23 protein-coding genes are annotated in these 22,137 nt (G+C 56.8%); 18 read left to right on the top strand and 5 right to left on the bottom strand.

The window, feature by feature from the left end; all coding sequences use genetic code 11:
• Positions 1–46 precede the first annotated feature (46 nt).
• Positions 47–481 (top strand): type II 3-dehydroquinate dehydratase, encoded by a 435-nt coding sequence (aroQ, locus tag LG301_RS16345; protein WP_404472197.1) that lies wholly within the window; start codon positions 47–49, stop codon positions 479–481.
• Between the two features lie 74 nt (positions 482–555).
• Here aroQ and LG301_RS16340 read toward each other — a convergent pair whose 3' ends face one another.
• The 4 genes from LG301_RS16340 to hemC are packed head-to-tail and all read right to left on the bottom strand — an operon-like array spanning position 556 to position 5,015.
• Positions 556–1,821, bottom strand: coding sequence for a heme biosynthesis HemY N-terminal domain-containing protein (locus tag LG301_RS16340; protein ID WP_404472196.1), 1,266 nt, complete (start codon positions 1,819–1,821; stop codon positions 556–558).
• A complete protein-coding gene (locus LG301_RS16335) occupies positions 1,818–3,278 on the bottom strand; it encodes a uroporphyrinogen-III C-methyltransferase (RefSeq protein ID WP_404472195.1) in 1,461 nt (486 codons plus the stop codon). Before LG301_RS16335 ends, LG301_RS16340 begins: the two co-directional genes overlap by 4 nt.
• Before the next feature lie 43 nt (positions 3,279–3,321).
• Positions 3,322–4,074, bottom strand: a complete 753-nt coding sequence (locus tag LG301_RS16330; RefSeq protein ID WP_404472194.1) for a uroporphyrinogen-III synthase — start codon at positions 4,072–4,074, stop codon at positions 3,322–3,324.
• Positions 4,071–5,015: a hydroxymethylbilane synthase gene (hemC, locus tag LG301_RS16325; protein WP_404472193.1), complete on the bottom strand. Its 945-nt coding sequence runs from the start codon at positions 5,013–5,015 to the stop codon at positions 4,071–4,073. The genes LG301_RS16330 and hemC overlap by 4 nt, the downstream gene beginning before the upstream one ends.
• A 137-nt stretch (positions 5,016–5,152) precedes the next feature.
• On the opposite strand from hemC, the gene LG301_RS16320 reads away from it, so the two are divergent.
• From LG301_RS16320 to LG301_RS16285, 8 genes are all read left to right on the top strand, one after another.
• Positions 5,153–7,600 carry an EAL domain-containing protein gene (locus LG301_RS16320; RefSeq protein WP_404472192.1) on the top strand — a complete coding sequence of 816 codons (2,448 nt, stop codon included), beginning with the start codon at positions 5,153–5,155 and terminating at the stop codon, positions 7,598–7,600.
• Positions 7,601–7,697: 97 nt separating this feature from the next.
• On the top strand, positions 7,698–9,101 hold the full coding sequence (gene argH, locus LG301_RS16315) for an argininosuccinate lyase (protein ID WP_404472191.1): 1,404 nt from the start codon (positions 7,698–7,700) through the stop codon (positions 9,099–9,101).
• Positions 9,098–9,226: a lipoprotein gene (locus LG301_RS16310; protein ID WP_188639640.1), complete on the top strand. Its 129-nt coding sequence runs from the start codon at positions 9,098–9,100 to the stop codon at positions 9,224–9,226. The genes argH and LG301_RS16310 overlap by 4 nt, the downstream gene beginning before the upstream one ends.
• On the top strand, positions 9,226–10,497 hold the full coding sequence (gene lysA / locus LG301_RS16305; RefSeq protein WP_404472190.1) for a diaminopimelate decarboxylase: 1,272 nt from the start codon (positions 9,226–9,228) through the stop codon (positions 10,495–10,497). The genes LG301_RS16310 and lysA overlap by 1 nt, the downstream gene beginning before the upstream one ends.
• Before the next feature lies 1 nt (position 10,498).
• A complete protein-coding gene (gene dapF / locus LG301_RS16300; protein WP_404472189.1) occupies positions 10,499–11,332 on the top strand; it encodes a diaminopimelate epimerase in 834 nt (277 codons plus the stop codon).
• A 16-nt stretch (positions 11,333–11,348) separates the two neighbouring features.
• Complete coding sequence (locus LG301_RS16295) at positions 11,349–12,059, top strand: DUF484 family protein (protein WP_404472188.1); 711 nt, start codon at positions 11,349–11,351, stop codon at positions 12,057–12,059.
• A complete protein-coding gene (locus tag LG301_RS16290; protein WP_404472187.1) occupies positions 12,052–12,957 on the top strand; it encodes a tyrosine recombinase XerC in 906 nt (301 codons plus the stop codon). Before LG301_RS16295 ends, LG301_RS16290 begins: the two co-directional genes overlap by 8 nt.
• Before the next feature lie 2 nt (positions 12,958–12,959).
• Complete coding sequence (locus LG301_RS16285) at positions 12,960–13,697, top strand: HAD family hydrolase (RefSeq protein WP_404472186.1); 738 nt, start codon at positions 12,960–12,962, stop codon at positions 13,695–13,697.
• Positions 13,698–13,790: 93 nt separating this feature from the next.
• Here the strand turns inward: LG301_RS16285 and yihA are convergent, their stop codons facing one another.
• A complete protein-coding gene (gene yihA, locus LG301_RS16280) occupies positions 13,791–14,441 on the bottom strand; it encodes a ribosome biogenesis GTP-binding protein YihA/YsxC (RefSeq protein WP_404472185.1) in 651 nt (216 codons plus the stop codon).
• A 308-nt stretch (positions 14,442–14,749) separates the two neighbouring features.
• On the opposite strand from yihA, the gene LG301_RS16275 reads away from it, so the two are divergent.
• The 9 genes from LG301_RS16275 to dtd all read left to right on the top strand — a co-directional run bounded on the left by LG301_RS16275 (position 14,750) and on the right by dtd (position 22,131).
• Entirely contained in the window at positions 14,750–15,379 is a 630-nt protein-coding gene (locus LG301_RS16275; protein WP_404472184.1) for a c-type cytochrome, read from the top strand.
• A 105-nt stretch (positions 15,380–15,484) separates the two neighbouring features.
• Positions 15,485–16,117 carry a thiol:disulfide interchange protein DsbA/DsbL gene (locus LG301_RS16270; protein WP_404472183.1) on the top strand — a complete coding sequence of 211 codons (633 nt, stop codon included), beginning with the start codon at positions 15,485–15,487 and terminating at the stop codon, positions 16,115–16,117.
• 68 nt (positions 16,118–16,185) lie between these two features.
• Positions 16,186–16,977: an endonuclease/exonuclease/phosphatase family protein gene (locus LG301_RS16265; protein WP_404472182.1), complete on the top strand. Its 792-nt coding sequence runs from the start codon at positions 16,186–16,188 to the stop codon at positions 16,975–16,977.
• Positions 16,978–17,108: 131 nt separating this feature from the next.
• Positions 17,109–17,657, top strand: coding sequence for a TRAP transporter small permease subunit (locus tag LG301_RS16260; RefSeq protein ID WP_404472181.1), 549 nt, complete (start codon positions 17,109–17,111; stop codon positions 17,655–17,657).
• Positions 17,657–19,072, top strand: coding sequence for a TRAP transporter large permease subunit (locus LG301_RS16255; protein WP_404472180.1), 1,416 nt, complete (start codon positions 17,657–17,659; stop codon positions 19,070–19,072). The genes LG301_RS16260 and LG301_RS16255 overlap by 1 nt, the downstream gene beginning before the upstream one ends.
• Before the next feature lie 8 nt (positions 19,073–19,080).
• Complete coding sequence (gene thiD, locus LG301_RS16250; RefSeq protein ID WP_404472179.1) at positions 19,081–19,902, top strand: bifunctional hydroxymethylpyrimidine kinase/phosphomethylpyrimidine kinase; 822 nt, start codon at positions 19,081–19,083, stop codon at positions 19,900–19,902.
• Positions 19,903–20,059: 157 nt separating this feature from the next.
• Complete coding sequence (locus LG301_RS16245) at positions 20,060–20,905, top strand: universal stress protein (protein WP_404472178.1); 846 nt, start codon at positions 20,060–20,062, stop codon at positions 20,903–20,905.
• 153 nt (positions 20,906–21,058) lie between these two features.
• Entirely contained in the window at positions 21,059–21,586 is a 528-nt protein-coding gene (locus LG301_RS16240; RefSeq protein ID WP_404472177.1) for a chalcone isomerase family protein, read from the top strand.
• Between the two features lie 107 nt (positions 21,587–21,693).
• Positions 21,694–22,131 carry a D-aminoacyl-tRNA deacylase gene (gene dtd / locus LG301_RS16235; RefSeq protein ID WP_404472176.1) on the top strand — a complete coding sequence of 146 codons (438 nt, stop codon included), beginning with the start codon at positions 21,694–21,696 and terminating at the stop codon, positions 22,129–22,131.
• Positions 22,132–22,137 lie beyond the last annotated feature (6 nt).

The raw sequence follows: 22,137 nt of genomic DNA, 5'->3' as shown, positions 1-22,137 counted from the left end.
ATTCATTGATCAATAGACGTTACCACAGGGTATTTAGGAGAGCGGTATGCCTAAGGGAAAAGTATTGGTACTACATGGCCCAAACTTGAATTTGTTGGGCAGCCGACAGCCAGAGATCTACGGCTATGAGACGTTAGAAGATGTGAATAACCTTTTGCGTGAGAAAGCGGTAACGGCCGACTGGGACATCACCTGCTTTCAAAGTAACCATGAAGGCGTCTTGATTGATGCGATCCACGCCGCCCGGCTTGATGGCACCCAGGCGATTATTATTAACCCGGCGGCCTATACCCATACCTCGGTTGCCATTCTCGATGCGCTCAATGCCTTTGATGGCAAAGTGATTGAAGTGCACCTGTCGAATGTTCATAAACGCGAAGCCTTTCGGCACCACTCCTATGTATCGCTACGCGCCGATGGCGTGATTGCAGGGCTGGGCGTGCAAGGCTATCGCGCGGCGTTAGACGCTGTGCTTGCCTAGCGAATAGCAAAATACGTTAACGATAAAAAGGGTGCCGGTTAGGCACCCTTTTCGGTGGTAGCTTTTTAACAGCGTTAAGCGCTTTTCTTAACCGCTTTGTTTGGCTCACTTTGCTTGCTGTCATTGGCATCGCTTGGTTGCGGAAGCGAAGGCAGTGACTTAGCCAGCATATCCACGCTATGACGGTAGTAGAGCTGGCTCTTGTTGTGCTCGCCCATGCTGGCGTAGAGGCGGGCAAGCTCGGCACATACTTCGCCATTGGGGCGCTGGCGCTGGCTGGCTTCGAAGTATTCCAGCGCTTTTTCCCACTGGCCAATACGCAGCGACAGGCGCCCACAGGCCAACAGCAGTTCTGGGTCGTTGGGGCGCTCTTGCAGCCATTTCTCTGCTTTCACCAGCTGACGTGCGGCATCAACGTTAAGCAGGCCGTAACGTTTTACCAGGCGCGCATCCCAGTGATTATCCAGCGAGTGATTGAGCAGCCGCTCAGCGATAGGCTCTTCGTTCGATTGGAGCAAGGCTTCGGTGTAGAGCACAATCAGCTCGGTATTCCCGCGCAGGTAGTCCGGCATATCGGCCCATAGCCCGCGCACGCGCTCGATATTCGTGGGGTTTTTGGCCTCAAATACGATCAGTTCACGGTAGGCTTTGAACTCAAGCTGCTCACGCTCTTGCTGGGTAATCAGCTTTTGCGCGGCGAGGCGAGGAATCAGGCGGCGTAGCCCTTCCCAATCGTTAACGCTGAGATGCACCTGTTTAAGCATCTTGAGCACTTGGGGATGGTTGGCCAGTTTCTTATCCAAACGGTTAAGAATTGCTAGCGCATCTTCGGGCTGCTGACGGTCGATCATCAACTGCGCTTGCATTAGGCCGATCGCGGTATCTGCACCTTCGGTGGTGAGCTGGGCCTGGTTCAAATGCTCCTGAGACTTCTCGTGATGGCCTTGGTAGTGGGCTGCCAACGCCGCCGAGAGGTAGTTCACCAGCGGCGTGCTGGAGTCGTTAGCGGCGTGTACCAGGGTTTTCTCCGCTTTCTTCCAGCGGCCTTCGGTGAGCGCCACCAAACCACGTACGGTGCGTTTCATGGCACGACGATTACGGGCGCGGCTGTTCCAGGTACGGAAGCGGCCCATCGGCCGAATAATCCCCGTCAGCAGGCGCAGCGTAAAGTGCAGCACGATAAATACACCCAGCAGCAGGACTAAGCCGAACCAGAACGAGGTCTGTACCGAGGTTTCACCGACACGAATCAGCCAGTAGCCGGGCACCGCCATCATTAGGTGCCCAAATAGGGCACCTACAGCAAGGCCTGCGACAATAAGAAGGATGAGTTTTCTCATGCTTCACCTCCGCCTTGGCGACGCGTCTCGAAGCGGTTTTCAATGAAGTTCGCGAGTGCCTGCTGTGACGCGCTGATATCGGGTAGCTCTGGCGTTACCTCGGTTTGCTTTAGCTCTTCCAGGCGAGCCATGACGCTCTGTGTCTCTTCACGCTCGGTGTCGTAGTAGCCATTAAGCAGTTCCAGAGCTTTATCAAGGCTGGCTTCATAAAGTTCCTGCTCTTCTTTGAGAAGGGCGAGCTGCGACTGCTCAAGCACGAGGCGCAGGCTTTGGCGCAGGTAGGTCTCTTGCTCTGGAGTAATTAGCGTTTCCAGCGCTTCATCGTGATGACGAATAACAACCAGGTCTTTTAGCTCTTCGCCAAAGCGTGCGAGCTGGCGCTGGAAGTTGCCGCTAGGCGGCTGTTCGATGCCAGAGGTGACGGCACGCTCTTCTACTTCCTGAGAAAGACGTAGGCCCGCGATGCGTTCCTGCTGGGCGTTCAGCGCTAAATAAATACCGGTACGGTCAACACGGGGAACGGCATCCAGCGCGGCCAGCTCGTTGGCAATCTCACGACGTACCGCGGTTAGCGCGGGGTTGTCGGCGTCTACCAGGCGAGCATCAGCGCTACGCAGCAGGGCGGCTGCGCCATCAACATCGCCTTCCAGCTGCAGGCGTTGATTCGCTAAGCGCAGCAGGTAGGCGGCTTCGGCATGTAGCCAGTCGCGTTCGTCGGTTTCCTGCTCTTGGGAGAGCTGGGCCAGCACGTCATCCAGGGTGCTGTTCATTTCGCTGCGATAGCTGTCTAGCTCGCTGCGCAGCTCGCTCAGAGTGCCTTCTAGCGCTTGGCTGCGCTCGGCTTCGCCGCTTTCGATCCGTGACTCAAGGTCGCTAACGGCCTGCTGCGAGGCGCTGTCTTCAGTCTGCTGAGTCAACGCATCAATGCGCTGCTGCTGACTATCCAGACGCTGCCAGCCTTGCCAAGCAACGAGGGCTAAGGCCACCGCTAGAATAATCACTAGCGCGATGGCGAGAACGCCACCTTTGCCGCTGGTATTACCGCCACCGTTCCCACCGCCATTGCTGCCACTACCTGAGGGGCGGCTGTTATGCCCTCCAGCGTTCGATGGTGGCGGTGTGGCGGTGCCTTTGGCGCTGTTGTTGGCGCTCGATGTGCTGCTACCGGCCGCCTGTTTGGGGGCGGGTTCGTCTTTTTTAGTGCTGCTGGTGGGTGCTTCCGGTGCGGCACTGGCGGTGTCTTTTTTGGTGTCGGCGGGTGTGTGTCCGCCTTTGTTGCGTCGCCGGGAACGGCTGTTCTTAGCGGCGTAAGAGGAGGATGCCGAGGTAGTGCTTGACCCCGTAGGCTCGCTATTGGAAGAGGCGGACACGGCGGTATCGCTCTGCGTAGCGCCCTCTTGGGATGCATCGGCAGGCGACTTGTGTACGCCTTCCTGATCGTTTAGTTGTTTGCTCATCTGTCGCTAGCCCTTATTAAGTTCCTTGATCGACATCGGCACCCTATGGGTTGCAGGACCGATCCAACGCGGCTGCTAGTGCAGCCGGCGTTGCTCCCGACGCCACCTTGAGGTCACAAAAACCCAGTTTACCGGCCAGTGTAGCTAAACGGTGACTGGAAACGATTAGCGGTTGGTTCAACGCTGCTTGATTACACCATTTTGCCAGATGTTCAAGCAGTTCGCCGCTGGTAGCAATTAACGCCCGGTAATCGCCGCTTTTAAGATGTTGCTGCATAGCCGCCGAGGGCGGTTGATAGACTCGCCGATACACTTCTACGCGGGTGACGTGTGCGCCGCGTGCAGTCAAGGTCTCAGTGAGGAGCGTGCGGCCGCCTTCACCTGCTACTAATAGCACCCGCTGATGGGGCAGCGTTTTCAGCGAGGCCAGCGCCAGAAGCGCTTCACTGGTATCTTCACCGCGTGCCGGTGAGGGAATGTGGACGCGCACACCCAGCAGGTTATAAAGGGTCTCGGCGGTGGCGCTGCCTACACAGTAATAGTCAATCCCTACGGGAAGCTGTGGCCAATAGCGATCCAACGCGTCGCTTAAACAGTCGGCGGCGAAGGGGCTGACCACTACTATCTTATGGTACTGATCAATATCCAGCCAGATTCTGCGCTGAGCCGGTGTCTCCGGCAGCGCTTCAAGCTGCATAACATCAAGGGATTCGACCCGCGCGCCTTGGGCACGCAGCGCGGCGGCAAGCGCTGCGCCGCGTTCTCCAGGGCGACAAATCAGTACCGGCTGGGTCATACGTTGCGGCCGTAAACCTCGGCTAGAATATCGCCAGCGCCTTGGTCAAGCAGATCTTCCGCTATACGAATACCGAGTGCTTCCGGCTCATGAATGGAGCCACTGCCTTCAGCCCGCAGCACTTCGGTGCCTTCAGGATTACCCACTAAGCCGCGCAGCCAAATGGTTTCATTGTCTTTATCGAGAACTGCATGACCACCGATAGGCACTTGGCAGCCGCCTTCTAAGCGGGTGTTCATGGCCCGTTCAGCGCGCACGCGGGTGGCGGTGTCAGGGTCATCCAGAGGAGCCAGCAAACCGATCAGTTCCGGGTCGTGCAAGCGGCACTCAATACCCAGCGCTCCTTGGCCACAGGCAGGTAGACAAATTTCAGGCGGTAAGGCTTGGGCGATACGTGCGTCAAGGCCTAAACGCTGCAGGCCAGAGGTGGCCAGAATAATTGCATCAAATTCGCCATCGTCTAATTTTGCCAAGCGGGTTTGCACATTACCGCGTAGATTAAGGATCTGAAGATCCGGTCGGGCCTCGCGCATTTGCAGGCCGCGGCGCAGGCTGGCGGTACCAATGCGGGCGCCCTCCGGCAGCTCGTCGATGCTTTTATAATGATTGGAAACAAAGGCATCGGTGGGGTCGGCGCCATCTAAAATGACCGAAAGGCCAAGGCCCTCTGGGAAATGCATGGGCACATCTTTCATGGAGTGCACGGCGATATCGGCGCGGCCATCCAGCATAGCGTCTTCCAACTCTTTGACAAACAGCCCTTTACCGCCAATTTTAGAGAGCGGGGTATCGAGAATTTTATCCCCTTTGGTAGAGAGCGGAACCAGCTCGACTTCCAAACCGCTGTGTGCTGCCATCAAACGGTCGCGGACATACTCGGCCTGCCACATGGCCAACTGGCTTTTACGCGTGGCAATGCGCAATTTAGTGATGGATGACACGTTATTCTCCCTTGGCCGCTTACACGGCACGTCGAACTATGATAAGTCTCATGATAAAGCACCCGGCCACACAGTAAAAATAACCGGTTAAATTTAAGCATAGCGCTGAAACGCGTCTGACATTTTTAGGTAACGCGATGCCCCTTGAAACACCGCAAGGCCAGCTCGATCAATTTTTCCTGCTTTCACAGGATCTGTTCTGCTGCATCGACACGGCGGGCACGTTGCTTAATGTTAACCCTAGGCTGGAAACGTTGCTGGGCTATTCCAGCCAAGCGCTACTGGGCCGACCTTTTAACACGGTCATTGATCCTCACGACCACCCCGTCATTGAAACGGCGCTGGCAGGCGTGCTGCAAGGAAAACCCCTTAAAGCCTTGGATGTTCGCGCGTTAACAGAAGCAAGGCAACGGCTGTGGTTAGAAGTCTCTGCCTCCGCTAGGGGTCAGGTGATTTATGTCATCGCTCGGGATATTACTTGGCGCAGGTCGATTGAGAAGCAGATGGTGCGCCATCAACGGCTGCTAGAAATGGCGGGTGAGTCTGCGCTGATTGGCGGCTGGTACGTCGATGTGGTTAACAGCGTGCCCGTTTGGTCAGATGAGTTGTGTCAAATCCATGGCATGCCCCCGGGGTTTCAGCCCACGGTGGAAGAGGCTTTTGCGTTTTACGCACCGGGTTCCAGAGAGCAGCTTCGGCGCGATTTTGAAGCGTGTAGCGAGACGGGCATCAGTTTTGACGGTGAGTATGAGTTGGTGACGCGTCAGGGGCGACACCTGTGGGTGAGAGCCATTGGCAGAGCGGTGAGAGATGAGCATGGAGAGATTTTTCAAATACAAGGTTCCACCCAGGACATTAGCCACCGTAAAGCCACCGAGCAAAAGCTACAGCTGCTAGAGCGTAGCGTTGAGTCGAGCACTAACGGCGTGATTATCGTTGATGCGCTCAGCGACGATCTGCCCATTGTCTATATCAACGCAGCTTTTGAGCGCATCACGGGCTACACCCGGCACGCCGTGCTGGGACGTAACTGTCGGTTTCTTCAGGGAGAAGATACCGCGCCGGAATCTCGGCTAGAGCTGCGCAAAGGTATTAATGCGAAGCGTGAAGTGCATGTGGTGATTCGCAACTACCGGTGCGACGGGACGCCGTTCTGGAACGATCTTTATATTTCACCGGTGCGGGATGAAACCGGCACCGTCACCCATTTCATTGGCGTGCAAAATGACATCACCACGCAGCGTGAGTATCAAGCACAGCTACGCCATAACGCTAGCCACGACACGCTCACCGGGCTGCCCAATCGACTGTTGCTCAACCAGCGGTTGGCCCAGGGGTGCGTATTAGCAAAGCGCTATCATCGCTACTTGGCGGTGCTGTTTGTCGACTTGGATGACTTTAAACCGATTAATGACACCCTGGGCCATGAAGTGGGAGATTTCCTGCTGATTGAGGTAGCTAAGCGGCTGGAGGAGGAGCTGCGCCCTTGGGATACCGTAGCGCGCTTCGGAGGCGATGAGTTTATCGTGCTGCTGCCGGATCTAGCCCACGAGCATGATGTCATGCAGGTCGTTGAGCGCCTGCTTGCGCGTATTTCGGCCCCCTACTGGTACCGTACAAATCAGCTACGAATTTCTGCCAGCATCGGTATTGCCACGGATGATGGCACCATGAGTGAGCCACACCAGCTCATTCAGCAGGCAGACCTCGCCATGTACAAAGCGAAGCGCCGAGGGCGCAACACCTTCCAGTGGTATACCGATGAGCTCAATCGTAAGGTCACCGAGCGGGTGAATTTGCGCCACGCGCTGCAACAGGCCATTGAGCAACACCAATTTGAACTTCACTATCAGCCGCAGCTCGATCGCCTGGGGCGCGTAACCGGGGTAGAGGCGTTAATTCGCTGGAATCATCCTGAGCGAGGCAATATTCCCCCCGTGCAGTTTATTGGCCTTGCAGAAGACACCGGGCAAATTATGCCCATCAGTGAATGGGTGCTGGCCACCGCATGCCGAGACGCCGTCGCGCTTAACGCGATGGGCCATGGCCCGATGACCATGGCCGTTAACGTGTCGCCGATGCAGTTTCAGCGGCCAGGTTTTTTGGCATCGATAGACAAAGCGCTGCAAGAGAGCGGGCTTGCACCTGAGCGATTAGAGTTAGAGCTCACCGAGGGCGTGTTAATGGATAGCACCGAGCACACCATTCAGGCGCTGCATGCCCTGCGTAAAATGGGGGTGCACATAGCGTTGGATGATTTTGGCACGGGCTTCTCTAGCTTGAGTTACTTAAAACGCCTGCCGATTAATAAGCTCAAGGTTGACCGCTCTTTTGTGCGTGAAGTGGTGAGCGACACCCGCGACGCGGCCATTGTGGAGGGCGTGGTGACGATGGCGAATAAGCTAGGCCTGGAGGTACTGATTGAAGGTATCGAAACCGCCGAGCAGCTTCACTATTTTAATGCGCTTCAGTGTGATCACTTCCAAGGTTACTACTTCGCTCGGCCCATGCCCCTTGAAGCACTCTATGCGTTTTTACAGCCACCGCTTGCCGCCGCCGTTACCTTTGAGTCGCCTACTTCTTGAGTGCCCATTACCGAAAACGGCATGCCGCTGAGGGCGGCGACTCTGGTACACTTTCTCGTAACGATTCCATTAGTTTTGTCAGCAGGAAAACTCTCCGATGAGCCAAGCTACGAACCAGTCTTGGGGCGGTCGCTTTAGCGAGCCCACCGATGCTTTTGTTGCACGCTTTACCGCGTCTGTGAATTTCGACCAGCGCCTGGCGCGTCAGGATATCCAAGGCTCGATTGCCCACGCCACCATGCTGGCGGGGGTAGGCGTGCTTACCGACGAAGAGCGCGACGCTATTATTAACGGCCTGACCGAGATTCAGGGCGAGATTGAACGCGGTGAATTCCAGTGGTCGGTACCGCTGGAAGATGTGCACATGAACATCGAAGCCCGCCTAACCGATAAAATCGGTATTACCGGCAAGAAGCTGCACACTGGGCGTTCACGCAACGATCAAGTGGCCACCGATATTCGCCTGTTTATGCGCGATGAGATTGACGTAATTGAGGTTGAGCTGACCCGCCTGCGTGAGGGCATGATTGAACTCGCCGACCGCGAGGCCGACACCATCATGCCCGGTTTCACGCACCTGCAAACCGCTCAGCCGGTCACCTTTGGTCACCACCTGCTGGCCTGGCAAGAGATGCTGGCCCGCGACCACGAGCGTCTGTTGGACTGCCGCAAGCGCGTGAACGTAATGCCGCTGGGCGCTGCAGCGCTGGCGGGCACCACGTACCCCATCGACCGCCACGTGACCGCTGAGCTGCTCGGCTTCGACCGCCCGGCAGAAAACTCGCTGGACGCCGTCTCGGATCGCGACTTTGCGATCGAATTCAGCAGCTTCGCCAGCATTCTCATGATGCACCTATCGCGCATGAGCGAAGAGCTGGTGCTGTGGACCAGCGCCCAGTTTGATTTTATCGACCTGCCTGACCGCTTCTGCACCGGCTCTTCCATCATGCCGCAGAAGAAAAACCCGGACGTGCCCGAGCTGGTGCGCGGTAAAACCGGTCGTGTTTATGGCCACCTGATGTCGCTGCTGACGCTGATGAAGTCTCAGCCGCTGGCCTACAACAAGGACAACCAGGAAGACAAAGAGCCGCTGTTTGATGCTGTCGACACCGTGCGCGACTGCTTAAAAGCGTTTGCGGACATGGTGCCCGCCATCGAGCCGAAAAAAGAGAGCATGTACGAAGCGGCGCGGCGCGGCTTCTCCACGGCGACAGACCTCGCTGATTATCTGGTGCGTAAAGGCGTGGCCTTCCGCGATGCCCATGAAATCGTTGGTTTGTCAGTGGCTTATGGCTTAAAGACTAAAAAAGACCTCTCGGAAATGACCTTGGAAGAGCTTAAACAGTTCTCCGATATCATTGAGCAGGACGTGTTTGAAGTGCTGACGCTGGAAGGCTCGGTTGCTGCCCGTAACCACATTGGTGGTACGGCCCCCGACCAAGTGCGCGCCGCTGCAAACCGTGCACGAGAAGCGCTGGCAGCGCTGAAAGGGGTGTCATGAAACGCTGTGCCATCACACTGAGCGCGCTGCTCATGGCTGCCCTGCTGCTGGCGGGCTGTGGCCAGAAAGGGCCGCTTTATTTGCCTGACGATACCAATGATTCGGCCGCTGAGCAGGAGGGGTAATGGATCACTTTAACTACCGCGACGGCGTGCTCTACGCCGAAGATGTACCGTTAACGCAGCTGGCTGCCGAGCTGGGCACGCCCTGCTACGTTTACTCAAAAGCGACCCTTGAGCGCCATTTTCGTGCCTACACCGAAGCGCTTGGCGGCCACCCACACTTGATCTGCTACGCGGTGAAAGCCAACTCGAACCTTGCCGTGCTGGGCCTGCTGGCCCGCTTGGGTGCCGGGTTTGATATTGTCTCCGTGGGTGAGCTTGAGCGTGTGCTAAAAGCGGGCGGCAACCCCGCCAAAGTGGTGTTTTCTGGCGTGGCTAAGCAGCCCCATGAAATGGCGCGGGCGCTGGAAGTCGGCATCAAGTGCTTTAACGTAGAGTCTCGGCCTGAGCTTGAGCGCCTTAACACGGTAGCGGGCGAGCTTGGCAAAGTGGCCTCCGTGTCGCTGCGGGTTAACCCCGATGTGGACGCAGGCACTCACCCCTATATCTCGACCGGCTTGAAAGACAACAAGTTTGGTATTCCAGTGGATGACGCGCTGGAGGTGTACCAGTTGGCGGCCAGCCTGCCCAACCTGCGCGTGACGGGCCTGGATTGCCACATCGGCTCTCAGCTCACCGAAACCGCGCCGTTCCTAGACGCCCTGGAGCGCCTGCTGGTGCTGATGGAGCGCCTTCGCGAACACGGCATTGAGATTGATCACCTGGATTTGGGTGGTGGTTTAGGCGTGCCTTACCGCGATGAGAAGCCGCCCCAGCCGTTTGATTACGCGAGCCAGCTTTTGGCGCGCCTCTCCCGCTGGGAAGGTGGCGAAAAGCTCACGCTGCTGTTCGAGCCGGGTCGCTCTATTGCGGCCAACGCCGGGCTGATGCTCACTCGGGTAGAGTTCTTGAAGCCCGGCGAGACTAAGAATTTTGCCATTGTCGATGCCGCCATGAACGACCTGATTCGTCCGGCGCTGTATCAGGCGTGGCAGGCGATCGTGCCGGTGGATACCCGCCAGCCTCGCGAGACATCCACCTACGACGTGGTCGGCCCTGTGTGTGAAACCGGCGACTTCCTGGGCAAAGAGCGTGAGCTTGCGATCGCCGAAGGCGATCTGCTGGCGGTGCGTTCCGCCGGGGCTTACGGTTTTGTGATGGCGTCGAACTACAACAGCCGCCCGCGCCCTCCTGAGGTGATGGTGGATGGCGATACGTACCACGTGGTGCGCGCTCGGGAAACGCTGGAAAGCCTGTGGGCCGGCGAGGCGCTGCTGCCGGAAGGGGCGCGCTAAAATGCTGCTGCACTTCACCAAAATGCACGGCCTGGGCAATGATTTTATGGTCGTTGACCTAGTTACACAGCGTGCAAGGCTGCTTGATGAGCAGATCCGCCAGCTGGCGGATCGCCGCTTTGGGATTGGCTTTGACCAGTTACTCGTTGTTGAGCCGCCCCGCGACCCAGAAATGGACTTTCGCTACCGGATCTATAACGCTGATGGTAGCGAAGTGGAAAACTGCGGCAATGGCGCGCGCTGTTTTGCCCGCTTTGTGCGCGACCAGCGCTTGACCCATAAGCATGAAATCCATGTGGAAACCGCCGGTGGCCCGTTAGTGCTCAACGTTCAGCACGACGGCATGGTGCGGGTAGACATGGGCAGGCCGCGGTTTAACCCGGCAACGCTGCCCTTTGAAGCGCCGGGCGACCAGCCGCTGCACGAGGTAGACGTAGAGGGCGAAACGCTGCAGCTGGGCGTGGTTTCCATGGGTAACCCGCATGCGGTGCTGCAGGTTGAGGATGTGGATCGTGCGCCAGTGGCGCGTTTAGGGCCGCTGTTAGAGTCGCACCCCCGCTTTCCCAAGCGTGTGAACGTTGGGTTTATGCAGGTGCTATCGCCCAGTGAAATTCGCCTGCGGGTGTTTGAGCGCGGCAGTGGTGAAACCCTTGCGTGTGGTACCGGCGCCTGCGCCGCCGTGGCCAGCGGCATTCGCCAAGGGCTGTTAAAAAGTCCGGTTAAGGTACACCTGCCGGGTGGCCAGCTCAGCATTGAGTGGTCTGATCCGGAAGCATCGCTAGTGATGGTTGGCCCTGCCACGCGGGTCTTTGATGGACGTGTAGCACTCATCTAATTCGAGGAGAACGGCGATGTCACAAGCCCCCGAGCCGCGCAGAACGCTCGACCCCGATCAAGTAGCGTTTTGGCTGGCCCGACACCCTGATTTTTTTGTCGGTCGGGAAGGGCTACTGCAGCAGCTTAAGGTGCCTCACCCCCATATAGAGGGTGCCGTATCGCTGCTTGAGCGGCTGGTTATGGACCTACGCAAGCGCGCTGAAGCGTCGGAAGACCGCTTAGAACACCTGCTGGAAACCGCACGGCATAACGAGTCTCAATACCGCCGCTTACGAGAAACGCTGCTGGCTTTGGTTGAAGCGCAAGACCGCGATGCGTTGGCCCAAGCCCTGGCCACCCAGCTAAGCGAGCGTTTCGATACCCCTGCCATGGCGCTCTGGTGCCCATCAACATTAAGCGATAGTGAAGCAGCGTTGCCACAGCCGCCTCGGCACGTGTTGGATCAGCACGCCAGTGCGCGATTAGCGGCCCTGCTGGATGGTCGCACCAGCCGCTGTGCCAAGCTGAGCGTTAGCGACTGGAAGTGCCTGCTGCCCCATACCAAAGCGCCGCGCCGAGCAGGTTCCTGCGCCATTTCTAGGCTTTCAGCCGGGGAGCCTCTGGGGTATCTGCTGCTTGCCAGCCCTGACCCTGAGAGCTACCGCGCCAGCATGGATACGCTGTTTACCGAGTATCTGGGTGATATCGTTGCGCGGCTTTTGATTCGCCTGGACCCCCATGCCTAACACGCCGATTGCTGAGCAGGTCGACGGCTATTTGACCGCGTTAGCGGCACACGCCAGCCCGGCCACAGTAGCAGCTTATCGTCAGGACTTAGCCGCGCTTTGCCGCTTTACGCAGCAGCGCGGTATTACCGAGCTAAGCGCGCTGGATGCGACGCTGCTCAGGGCGTTTTTAGGTGCGGAACGTAGCCGTGGACTCGCCCCCAGAAGCTTGGCGCGCAGACGCGCTGCGCTCTCGCGCTTTGCGGATTATCTCGTTAAGCAAGGGGAGCTTGCGGATAACCCCGTCAGCCTGCTGCGAACCCCCAAGCAGCCAAGCCATCTGCCCAGGCCCGTGGATGTGGATGCGCTGGCGCGCTTTTTGGATACGCCTCACGATGGCTCGCCGCTGGCGATACGCGACCAAGCCATGCTGGAGCTGTTTTACTCTAGCGGCCTACGTTTGGCAGAGCTGACGGCGTTGAACCTTAACCACTTAACCGCTCATCACGTGCGGGTTATCGGCAAAGGCAGTAAGCCCCGCCAAGTGCCCGTGGGTAGGCGTGCCCAACAGGCGTTGGACATATGGCTTGCCTGTCGTGAAGGGCTGGCTGTTGAGAGTGAAGTGGCGCTATTCGTGGGTCAGCGCGGCGCGCGTCTTGGGCACCGGGCTATCCAGAAGCGCTTGGCGCAGCTTTCGGTGGTACGCGGGCTGCCTGAACACCTGCACCCGCACCGGCTGCGTCATTCGTTCGCTAGCCATCTATTAGAGTCGAGCCAGGATCTGCGTGCGGTGCAGGAACTGCTGGGCCATGCCAACCTATCGACTACTCAGGTGTATACGCGGCTGGATTGGCAGCAGCTGGCCGAAAGCTATGACGCCGCCCATCCACGTGCTAAACGCCGCCCTGCTGGGAGCTAACCATGTCGTCGCTAGACGCGATTACTTTTGATCTTGATGATACGCTCTGGGATAACCAAGGCGTGATGCTAAAAACCGAAGAGGGGCACTATCGTTGGCTGTTAGAAGCCCTGGCGATATGGCGTGACGCCCGCAATGAGCCGCCGTTAGCGCTGAGCTATGAACAGGGGGTGACGGACTATCTGCAGCGCCGCCAGCAGTGGGCCAGCCAAGTGCCCGAGCGGCGTGGCGACTTTACCTGGCTGAGACTACGGGCATTAGAGGCTCAGTTGGAAGCCAGTGGTTTGCCGCGCAGTGCCGCGTTTATGTGGGCCGCTGCTGCGATGAATGAATTTCACCGCCTGCGGGTGCAGGTAACGCCCCATCCTGAAGCGGCTGGGCTGTTAGCCGCCTTAGCTGAACGCTATCGGTTGGCCGCGATTACCAATGGCAACATCCACTTGAAGCGTCAGCCGTTGGCCAGCTACTTTCCCGTGGCGATTGCCGCAGGGGAGCTGCTGGCACCGAAGCCAGACCCTAAGCCGTTTCTGACCGCGCTGAAGCGGCTGAACGTGTCCCCAAACCGAGCGATGCACGTGGGTGACTCTTGGAAAGAGGATGTGCTGCCGGCCCAGCAGCTGGGGATGCATGCTGCCTGGATAGCCGAGCAAGGGGATCAGGCGCTGCCCGCGCGCGTCCACCGCATTGCTCATGTCAAAGAGTTGCCCAACCTAATTGAGTGGCTGGAGAAGCGGCGCTAAACAGACGGTGCTTGTTCGTGCTTATTGCGAACCCTTGTGTTTTCAGAACGACGTGTTCTTCAAGCGAAGGGTGTGAGCCGCTTAAATGGGCGGTTAGTCTGACTCTGCTTGAGCCGGCGTATGCAGCCATTGGTCGAGCTTCTTGGAAAGCGTATCCACGCCGTCGCGCTTAAGCGATGAAAAGAGCTGAACCGACACAAGGTCTTCCCACTCTTTTAAGCGTGAACGGACTTTTTGCAGCGCGGCACTGGCCGGGCCTTTTTTTAGCTTATCTGCTTTGGTAAGCAGAATATGTACCGGCATTTCGCGCTGGTCGGCATAGTTGAGCATCATCTGATCGAACTCGGTAAGCGGATGACGAACATCCATCAGCAGCACCAAGCCACGCAGGCTAAAACGGTTGCGAAGATACTCCGCCAAGTGCTTCTGCCACTCTAACTTAACGGACTCCGGCACTTTGGCGTAACCGTAGCCGGGGAGGTCTACCAAGCGGCGTGATTCATCGTTCATCACGCTAAAAAAGTTGATCAGTTGGGTGCGACCAGGCGTGCGTGACGTACGCGCCAGGGCATTTTGCTGGGTCAGTGCGTTAATCGCGCTGGATTTACCGGCATTTGAGCGCCCGGCAAAGGCCACTTCCGCACCGGTATCGTCTGGGCAGAGCGCAAGGGTCGGTGCGCTGATCACAAAGCGCGCCGTGGGGTAGTTCAGTCGAGGGGCTAGGCTGTCATGGGGGGTAGTCATGGAATCAATCCTGGAAAACGAACGTATAAACGGCCCGCTTCATCACATTGTGGTGAAAAAAAGCGGTACCGCGACGAATTACCCCAAAAGCAGTCTTGGACTTGCATTCCCGCCGCTAGGGTGATTCGTTATAATGCAAGAGGTTTATAACTGCGACCTGGGGCGCTAGTGTACCATCGCGCTCTAGCCAGCAGCGACCAACACAATATGTTGTTCGTTTTGGCGGAGCTGACCCTGGTAAAGTGCTGAACCTGGGCGGCGCCCAGGATGCGTACCAGTCAATAATCAAACGGCATAGTGGACTAGCAATGAGAAAGTTACTGGCAAGCCTGGCAATTACCATGGGTGCCGTTGGCACCGCCCACGCGCAAACTGACTACCAAGCCGACGCTGACGCGGCGGCGGGTCGTGAATTGGCCCAAACCTGTGCGGCCTGTCACGGCCAGCAGGGCATTAGCGCAGCGGGTAGTTTCCCCAATCTGGCAGGGCAGCAGATGTCCTACCTAGCTAAGCAAATTATGGACATTCGCGATGGCAACCGCGTTGTCGCGCAAATGGCCGGTCAAGTAGATAACTACTCTGATCAAGACGCTTGGGATGTCGCGGCTCATTTCGCCGGCCTAGATGCGAATCTCGGCCAGGCGAGCGACGAAGATGCAGAGCTTCTAGCGCGCGGTGAAGAGCTGTATCGGGCCGGTGATATGTCGAAAGGGTTACCTGCGTGCAGCGCTTGTCATACTCCCACAGGTGCTGGCATCGGTAGCGCGGTGTATCCCGCGCTTTCAGGCCAGCACACAGAGTATACGGTGTCTACGCTGCAAGACTTTGCTTCCGGCGAGCGTGCCAACAGCCCGAACAACATCATGGGCGATATCGCTTCCAAAATGAGCGATCGCGATATGGAAGCCGTAGCGAATTATCTACTAGGCCTGAACTAGCCGTTGCCAACAAGGGTTCCTATCTCTCTGGTAATAAAAGAGATAGGGAACCTCTTGTCCTGCTCAACGGTCACAGCTTTCGCTTATCCTTGGAGAATTCTCGCTATGTTTAGAACGTTAATGGTCGCATTGGCCGGTTTGGGTCTTTCTGCTGCTGTCAGTGCCCAAGAGCTAGTCGAAGGCCAGCACTACACGTTACTTGCTAACCCTGTTGCTACAAACGTAGACGACGGGCAAATCGAAGTGACCGAGGCGTTCTGGTACGGGTGTCCGCACTGCTATCGCCTGCAAACGCCGGTAAGCGAGTGGTACGACTCGCTTGAGGACGATGTCAGCATCGTGCATATGCCTGCGACCATGGGGGGCGATTGGAATACCCACGCGAATGCGTTTTATGCTGCAAAGTCGCTGGGGATTGAGGAAGAGCTGCATGCGGATTTCTTTGATGCCATCCATGAAGACGGCCGCACGCTGACCGACGCTGATGAGATTGCTGCGTTTTTCGCCGATTACGGCGTCAGCGAAGAAGAGGCGAAGCAAGCCTTAACGGCCTTTAGCGTGCGTAGTGACGTGAATAAAGCTAACAGCCGCATGCGTGAAATGCGCTTAATGGGTGTGCCTGCACTGGTGGTGGATGGTCGTTATGTAGTGACCCCCAGCACGGCCGGTAGCCTGGATAATATGCCGCAAATTGCTGATGCGTTAATTGAACGCGTACGTAGCGAGCGTGCAGAATAACAGTGCTTGAGCAAGGCCATGTCGGCGGCTTATCAAATAGGCTCACTTCCAGTCACGGAAAATCGTTATTGGATCATGGCCATCTGAGGCTGCTGACGTTTAATCTACAGGTGGGCATTCAGACGTCCGCTTACCACCACTATGTTACCCGTAGTTGGCAGCACTTCCTGCCTCACCCTCAGCGTTTAAAGCGTTTAGCCATAATGGGTGAGGTGCTTAGTCAATTCGATGTGGTTGGGCTGCAGGAAGCTGACGGCGGAAGTTTTCGCTCTAACAGTGTTAACCAAGTGGAATTCCTCGCCAGCCAGGCGGGGTTTCCCCACTATTTTCAACAGCTAAACCGTAATTTGGGGCGTATTGCCCAACATAGTAACGGACTTCTCTCTCGCTTAGTGCCTAGTCGTATTGAAGAGCACCGTTTGCCAGGCGCAATGCCTGGACGCGGAGCCATTCATGTGCGCTATGGTAATGGGCCTGACGCGCTGCATATCTTTGTGGCCCACTTGGCACTGAGCCATCGCGGCCGCGTTCGGCAGCTTAACTACTTAAGTGACATTATTGAGCCTCTTCGCCATGTGGTGGTGATGGGAGATTTGAACTGCACGCCTGACCAGCTGCATGCCCATGAACGCTTCAGTACGTCGCTGCCGCTACACCCGGTCAAGCCGCTTTTAAGCTACCCCTCGTGGCAGCCGCGACGTGCGTTGGATCATATCCTGCTTTCGCAAACCCTCGAAGCTGCCGAAGTGCGCGTGCTGGATCATCTATTTTCAGACCATCTACCGATAGCGGTGGATCTTCCGCTGCCCGTCGCGTGCCTAAACGCGCTAGCCGATGCAGAGAAAAAGCAGCGGCGCTAGCCAACAGGCGCTCAAACGCCGAATAAGCGTATTAATTGGCGCTTAGCCTCGAATAGCGTGCTTATGGGGATGACGTCCGGCCTAGAATCAGCGATGATTCTGGGCCGTTTTATTAATGCAGGACAACCTCAATGCGTGCAAATGCCCAGGAGCCACGTTTATTGCGCTGGCTCGACTGCTTGACCGAAGGGGTGGGCCGGGCCATTGCCTGGCTGGTGATTATCATGATGGTGATTCAATTCGCCATTGTGGTAATGCGTTACTTCATCGGTATCAACAGTATCGTGATGCAAGAGTCGGTGATGTACATGCATGCCGCTGTTTTCATGCTGGGTGCGGCCTGGACACTTAAACGCGATGGTCATGTACGGGTCGATATTTTTTATCGTCGTCTAACGGCGCGGGGGCGTGCTTGGATCGACTTGCTGGGAACACTCTTCCTACTGATCCCTGTGACGCTCTTTATCGCAATCAGCAGCTTTAGCTACGTGCAGAGCAGCTGGGCAGTGCTGGAGCGCTCCCCCGATGGTGGTATTCCCGGCGTCTTTTTGTTGAAAACGCTGATTTTAGTCATGGTGGGGCTACTGCTGCTGCAGGCGGTTGCGCAGCTAATGCGCCAGACGCTGATTATTCGCGGCAAACTACCTAACGCCACTCACGAGCATGAGGAGATTCTCTAGTGCTGGCTGCTTTACTAGAACTGATGCCGCTGGTGCTGTTCGCCACGGTGTGCGCGGTGCTCATGCTTGGTTATCCGGTTGCTTTGGCGTTGGCGGGAACCGCGCTGGCGTTTGCAGGTTTTGGCTTGTTGCTTCAGTCCATGGGGGTTGCGGTGCCTTTTGAACCCCGGATGATGAACGCCATGCCTAACCGGCTCTACGGTATTATGACTAACCAAACGCTGCTGGCGGTGCCGCTGTTTGTATTGATGGGGGTACTGCTAGAGAAGTCCCGGGTGGCGGAAACGCTGCTTGATGCGATGGCGATGGCGTTTGGTGCGTTGCGCGGTGGCCTAGGTATTGCGGTTGTGATTGTCGGCATGCTGTTGGCAGCTTCCACCGGTATTGTGGGTGCTACCGTGGTGACGATGGGGCTGCTATCGCTGCCCACGATGTTGAAGCGTGGTTATTCCCCCGCATTGGCGACGGGCACAATCTGTGCAACGGGAACGCTTGGGCAGATAATCCCGCCCTCGATTGCTCTCGTGCTGCTGGGTGATGTGCTTTCAACGGCTTATCAACAAGCGCAGCTCTCCATGGGCGTGTGGAGTCCTAAAACACTCTCGATTGGTGATCTATTCATCGGGGCGCTGGTGCCTGGGCTGCTACTGGTCATTGCGTACATTGTTTATCTGTTGATAACGGCTTGGCTGAAGCCTTCTACGGCTCCCGCGGCAGATCGTGCAGCACTAAAAGCAGAGTTAGGCCATACCGGCAGTATTTTGCCGCTGCTATTAAAAGGGTTATTGCCCCCAGTACTACTCATTATTGCCGTGTTAGGTTCGATTTTAGGCGGGTTTGCGACACCCACCGAAGCATCCGCCGTAGGCGCGTTTGGTGCACTGTGCTTAGCTGCTGCCAACCGCCGTTTGAATATTGCGATGCTCAAAGAGGTGCTGCACTCAACCGCTCAGGTCACCAGCATGGTGTTTCTCATCTTAATTGGTGCGGCGCTGTTTTCGCTGGTATTTCGCGCCTATGGTGGTGAGGAGCTTGTCACCGAGCTGTTTGAATCCATGCCAGGTGGGGTCGTGGGCGCCACGTTAGTGGTGATGCTCGTCATTTTCTTGTTGGGCTTTATTCTCGACTTTATTGAAATCACCTTTGTCGTGGTGCCGATTGTCGGGCCGGTACTGCTAGCCATGGGCATCGACCCCATTTGGCTAGGCATTATGATTGCAGTTAACTTACAAACCTCGTTTTTAACCCCTCCGTTTGGCTTTGCGCTGTTCTATTTGCGCGGTGTTACGCCGCCAAGCGTGCCTACTTCGGCCATTTATAAAGGGGTCATACCGTTTATTTTGCTGCAGTTAAGTATGCTGTTGGCGCTGGCCTTTTTCCCAGGGCTTGCCACCTGGCTGCCCTCCATTATGTAGAGGCGTCTATGACAAAAATAGCCAATGTATTGACCATCGCAGGCTCCGACCCTTCTGGTGGTGCCGGTATTCAGACAGACCTCAAAACGTTTTCCGCGTTAGGAACTTACGGCACCAGTGTTATTACGGCGATCACCGTACAAAATACCTGTGGGGTGGCCGCTGTTTACCCTATTGCGCCCCAGGCTATTCGCGAGCAGTTGGAACACCTGCTGGACGATGTCCATGTGGATGCGGTCAAAATTGGCATGGTCGCTAGTCGTGAGGTGGCCGAAGTCATTGCTGACGTGCTGAGCACACGCCGCCCCCGCTGGATCGTGCTGGACCCGGTGATGGTGGCGAAAAGTGGCGATATCCTGGTGGATGATGCGGGCATTCGCGCGGTACGCGATATTCTCGTGCCGCTCGCCGACGTGATAACCCCCAATATTCCTGAGGCTGCGGTGCTGCTGGGGAGCGCGTCGCCTACCTCGCTCGATGAAATGGAAGCCATGCTGCCGGGGCTTGCCCAGTTAGGGACGCCCTATGTGGTATTAAAAGGCGGTCATTTACGTGGGGAAACCTGCCCGGATTTATTAGCCTCGCCTCAGGGTCATTCATGGCTTCCGGCCTCGCGTATTGCGACAAAAAACCTGCACGGTACCGGCTGCGCGCTCTCGTCAGCGATTGCCGCGTGCTTGGCAAAGCTACCCCAAGATGCCGATGCGGATACGCCGATAGAGGCCATCAGTGAAGCTAAGCGGTGGCTACACGCCGCGTTAGAAGCGAGCGAGCGGTTAAGCGTCGGTCAAGGCCGTGGCCCGGTGCACCATTTCCATGCCTGGTGGTGACCGAGTGACAAAGAGCCGATTGACGTGGCGCAGCTAAGCGAACGGAACCGTCAAGGATAGCGATAAGCTAGCTTGCGGTATGCGCATTCCAGCACCATGCTGAAAGGTGCCTGCTTGTCTCACGACTGCGCCGACTGCTCGGCCAAGGAGCTGTGCTATGTCTCAGACTCTGCTGTTTGCCACGGATCTCTCCCAAGATAACCGCGCCGCGTTTGCCCGTGCACTGCGCCTCGCCTACGCGCAAGGCGCCCAGCTCGATATTTTGCACGTACTCGACCCCTACCTGCCGCGTCGGGTGCTGCATGAGGTGGAGCGCGCGGTGAGTGAAGACATTAGCGCGACGCTGACGGATCTGCGCGAAGATTATGCGCTGGAAGCCCCCGCGCTAATGATTCAAACGTTGGTAGGGTCTCCACACGTGGAGATTGTCCGCGAAGCTCATGAGCGGCATGCCTCATTAATCGTTATGGGAATGCACCGTAAGCGCGGCCAGAAAGACCTACTTTCAGGTACTACCGTGATGCGAGTGCTGCGCAGTGCGCCGTGCCCGGTGGTGGTTGCCTCTTACCTACCCACACAACCCTGGCAGCATATTTTGGTGCCCATCGATTTTTCGCTGGCGGCTCGTCAAACGCTAAAAGAGGCGTTAATTCGCTTTCCTGAAGCGAAGCTGACGCTGCTCCATGCGTGGAGTTTGCCCGGCGAGCGAGAGTTAGGCTCCCAAGCGTACTATGCTCAGTGGCGCGATCATGAAGTAACGCGGTTACGTGAAGCGTTGGATAACGAGATTGAGAGCCTGATGCGCGAGCTTGAGGGCGTACCGGATATTGAGCTTGTGCTGGAGCAGGGCCAACCCTGCAACGTATTGCATGATTATATGAAACGCCACACCCCTGATCTGGTGATTATCGGCAGTCGGGGACAGCCTCACCATACCAGCCAGCTAACCGAGATGCTTCTTAGCGAGCCGCACTGCGATTTAATGCTGTGCCGAGCGTGGTAAGGGTGATACGGAACCTTTATGTATCGAGTTTGTATGTATAGCTATGATGTTAGGTCAGCGTGACACATCATAGAGCGACTCAACTCGGAGGTTTTGACTGTGCCCCTTACCATGCATAAACGCAGCCTAGTTAGCGTCATACTGGTCGCAGGTATGGCTTTATTTGCATCAGCGGCCGTTGCGGATAGCGTCACCGAACGTGGCGAGCGCTTTGACCGTACTGTTGAAGAGGACGGCCAGCGCTATACGCTGCTGGGCAGCGGTGTATTCCGCTATATGATTTGGACCGCTTACGCAGGTGCCTATTACCAGCTTGAAGGTGAAACCGAGCCGCAGCCGTTAAGCGATGTCCCCCGTCGTCTAGAACTTGCTTATTTTCACGCCATTGAGGCTGGCGACTTCGCCGAAGCGACTGAAGAGACCCTGAGAGATTCGCTGACGCTCTATGAGTTCAACCAAATCCAAGAACCTCTTGCGCGGTTGAATCAGCGCTATCGCGACGTTGTTCCCGGCGACCGCTATTTGCTGAGTTGGGACGGCGAGCAGCTGCGCCTTGGGCTCAATGGAGAAACGCTGTTTGAAGACGATAGCGCGGAGTTTGCCAGCGCTATGTTTAGTATCTGGCTGGGTGAACGTCCGCTAGGCGAGGATTTTCGTGATGCGCTGCTGGGCCAAAACTAAGTAAACCAGTACTCGTTAGGCCAACCGTGTACAGCCGCAAGAGATGGTCGAGCCTGCGGCTAACGCTTGGACGTTGCTAACGATAGAAAATAGGGCAAGGGGTACGCGTGAAAGCACTGATTCAACGGGTTAAAAAGGCGAGCGTTACAGTTGATGGCGAGGTGGTCGGTAGCATCGACCACGGGCTATTAGCCCTGGTGGGGGTGGAGAAGCACGATAGCGAAGCAGAGGCTAATAAACTGCTTCACAAACTGCTGCACTACCGCATATTCAGTGATGCTGAGGATAAGATGAACCACAACCTGCAGCAGGCGGAAGGGGGGCTGTTGCTGGTCTCCCAATTCACCCTGGTGGCCGATACTCGCAAAGGGCTACGTCCTAGTTTCTCAAGCGCTGCACCGCCTGACGATGGCGAACGGCTTTTTAACTACTTAGTCAGCCAAGCCTGTTCGGCTTGGCCCAAGGTGGCCACCGGCCAGTTCGGCGCTGACATGCAGGTAGCGCTGGTTAATGATGGGCCGGTTACCTTTCTACTGGAAAGTTAGGCGCTG

Source organism: Vreelandella venusta (assembly GCF_044809155.1).
GTDB classification, from domain to species: domain Bacteria; phylum Pseudomonadota; class Gammaproteobacteria; order Pseudomonadales; family Halomonadaceae; genus Vreelandella; species Vreelandella venusta_B.
Note: the sequence above shows the minus strand (reverse complement) of the source record. Positions and strands in the feature narration are given on the sequence as shown.

Coding starts and splice junctions, on each gene's coding strand:
- aroQ (WP_404472197.1), top strand. CDS start 47: ATGCCTAAGGGAAAAGTATTGGTACTACATGGCCCAAACTTGAATTTG.
- LG301_RS16340 (WP_404472196.1), bottom strand. CDS start 1,821: ATGAGAAAACTCATCCTTCTTATTGTCGCAGGCCTTGCTGTAGGTGCC.
- LG301_RS16335 (WP_404472195.1), bottom strand. CDS start 3,278: ATGAGCAAACAACTAAACGATCAGGAAGGCGTACACAAGTCGCCTGCC.
- LG301_RS16330 (WP_404472194.1), bottom strand. CDS start 4,074: ATGACCCAGCCGGTACTGATTTGTCGCCCTGGAGAACGCGGCGCAGCG.
- LG301_RS16320 (WP_404472192.1), top strand. CDS start 5,153: ATGCCCCTTGAAACACCGCAAGGCCAGCTCGATCAATTTTTCCTGCTT.
- argH (WP_404472191.1), top strand. CDS start 7,698: ATGAGCCAAGCTACGAACCAGTCTTGGGGCGGTCGCTTTAGCGAGCCC.
- LG301_RS16310 (WP_188639640.1), top strand. CDS start 9,098: ATGAAACGCTGTGCCATCACACTGAGCGCGCTGCTCATGGCTGCCCTG.
- lysA (WP_404472190.1), top strand. CDS start 9,226: ATGGATCACTTTAACTACCGCGACGGCGTGCTCTACGCCGAAGATGTA.
- dapF (WP_404472189.1), top strand. CDS start 10,499: ATGCTGCTGCACTTCACCAAAATGCACGGCCTGGGCAATGATTTTATG.
- LG301_RS16295 (WP_404472188.1), top strand. CDS start 11,349: ATGTCACAAGCCCCCGAGCCGCGCAGAACGCTCGACCCCGATCAAGTA.
- LG301_RS16290 (WP_404472187.1), top strand. CDS start 12,052: ATGCCTAACACGCCGATTGCTGAGCAGGTCGACGGCTATTTGACCGCG.
- LG301_RS16285 (WP_404472186.1), top strand. CDS start 12,960: ATGTCGTCGCTAGACGCGATTACTTTTGATCTTGATGATACGCTCTGG.
- yihA (WP_404472185.1), bottom strand. CDS start 14,441: ATGACTACCCCCCATGACAGCCTAGCCCCTCGACTGAACTACCCCACG.
- LG301_RS16275 (WP_404472184.1), top strand. CDS start 14,750: ATGAGAAAGTTACTGGCAAGCCTGGCAATTACCATGGGTGCCGTTGGC.
- LG301_RS16270 (WP_404472183.1), top strand. CDS start 15,485: ATGTTTAGAACGTTAATGGTCGCATTGGCCGGTTTGGGTCTTTCTGCT.
- LG301_RS16260 (WP_404472181.1), top strand. CDS start 17,109: ATGCGTGCAAATGCCCAGGAGCCACGTTTATTGCGCTGGCTCGACTGC.
- thiD (WP_404472179.1), top strand. CDS start 19,081: ATGACAAAAATAGCCAATGTATTGACCATCGCAGGCTCCGACCCTTCT.
- LG301_RS16245 (WP_404472178.1), top strand. CDS start 20,060: ATGTCTCAGACTCTGCTGTTTGCCACGGATCTCTCCCAAGATAACCGC.
- LG301_RS16240 (WP_404472177.1), top strand. CDS start 21,059: ATGGCTTTATTTGCATCAGCGGCCGTTGCGGATAGCGTCACCGAACGT.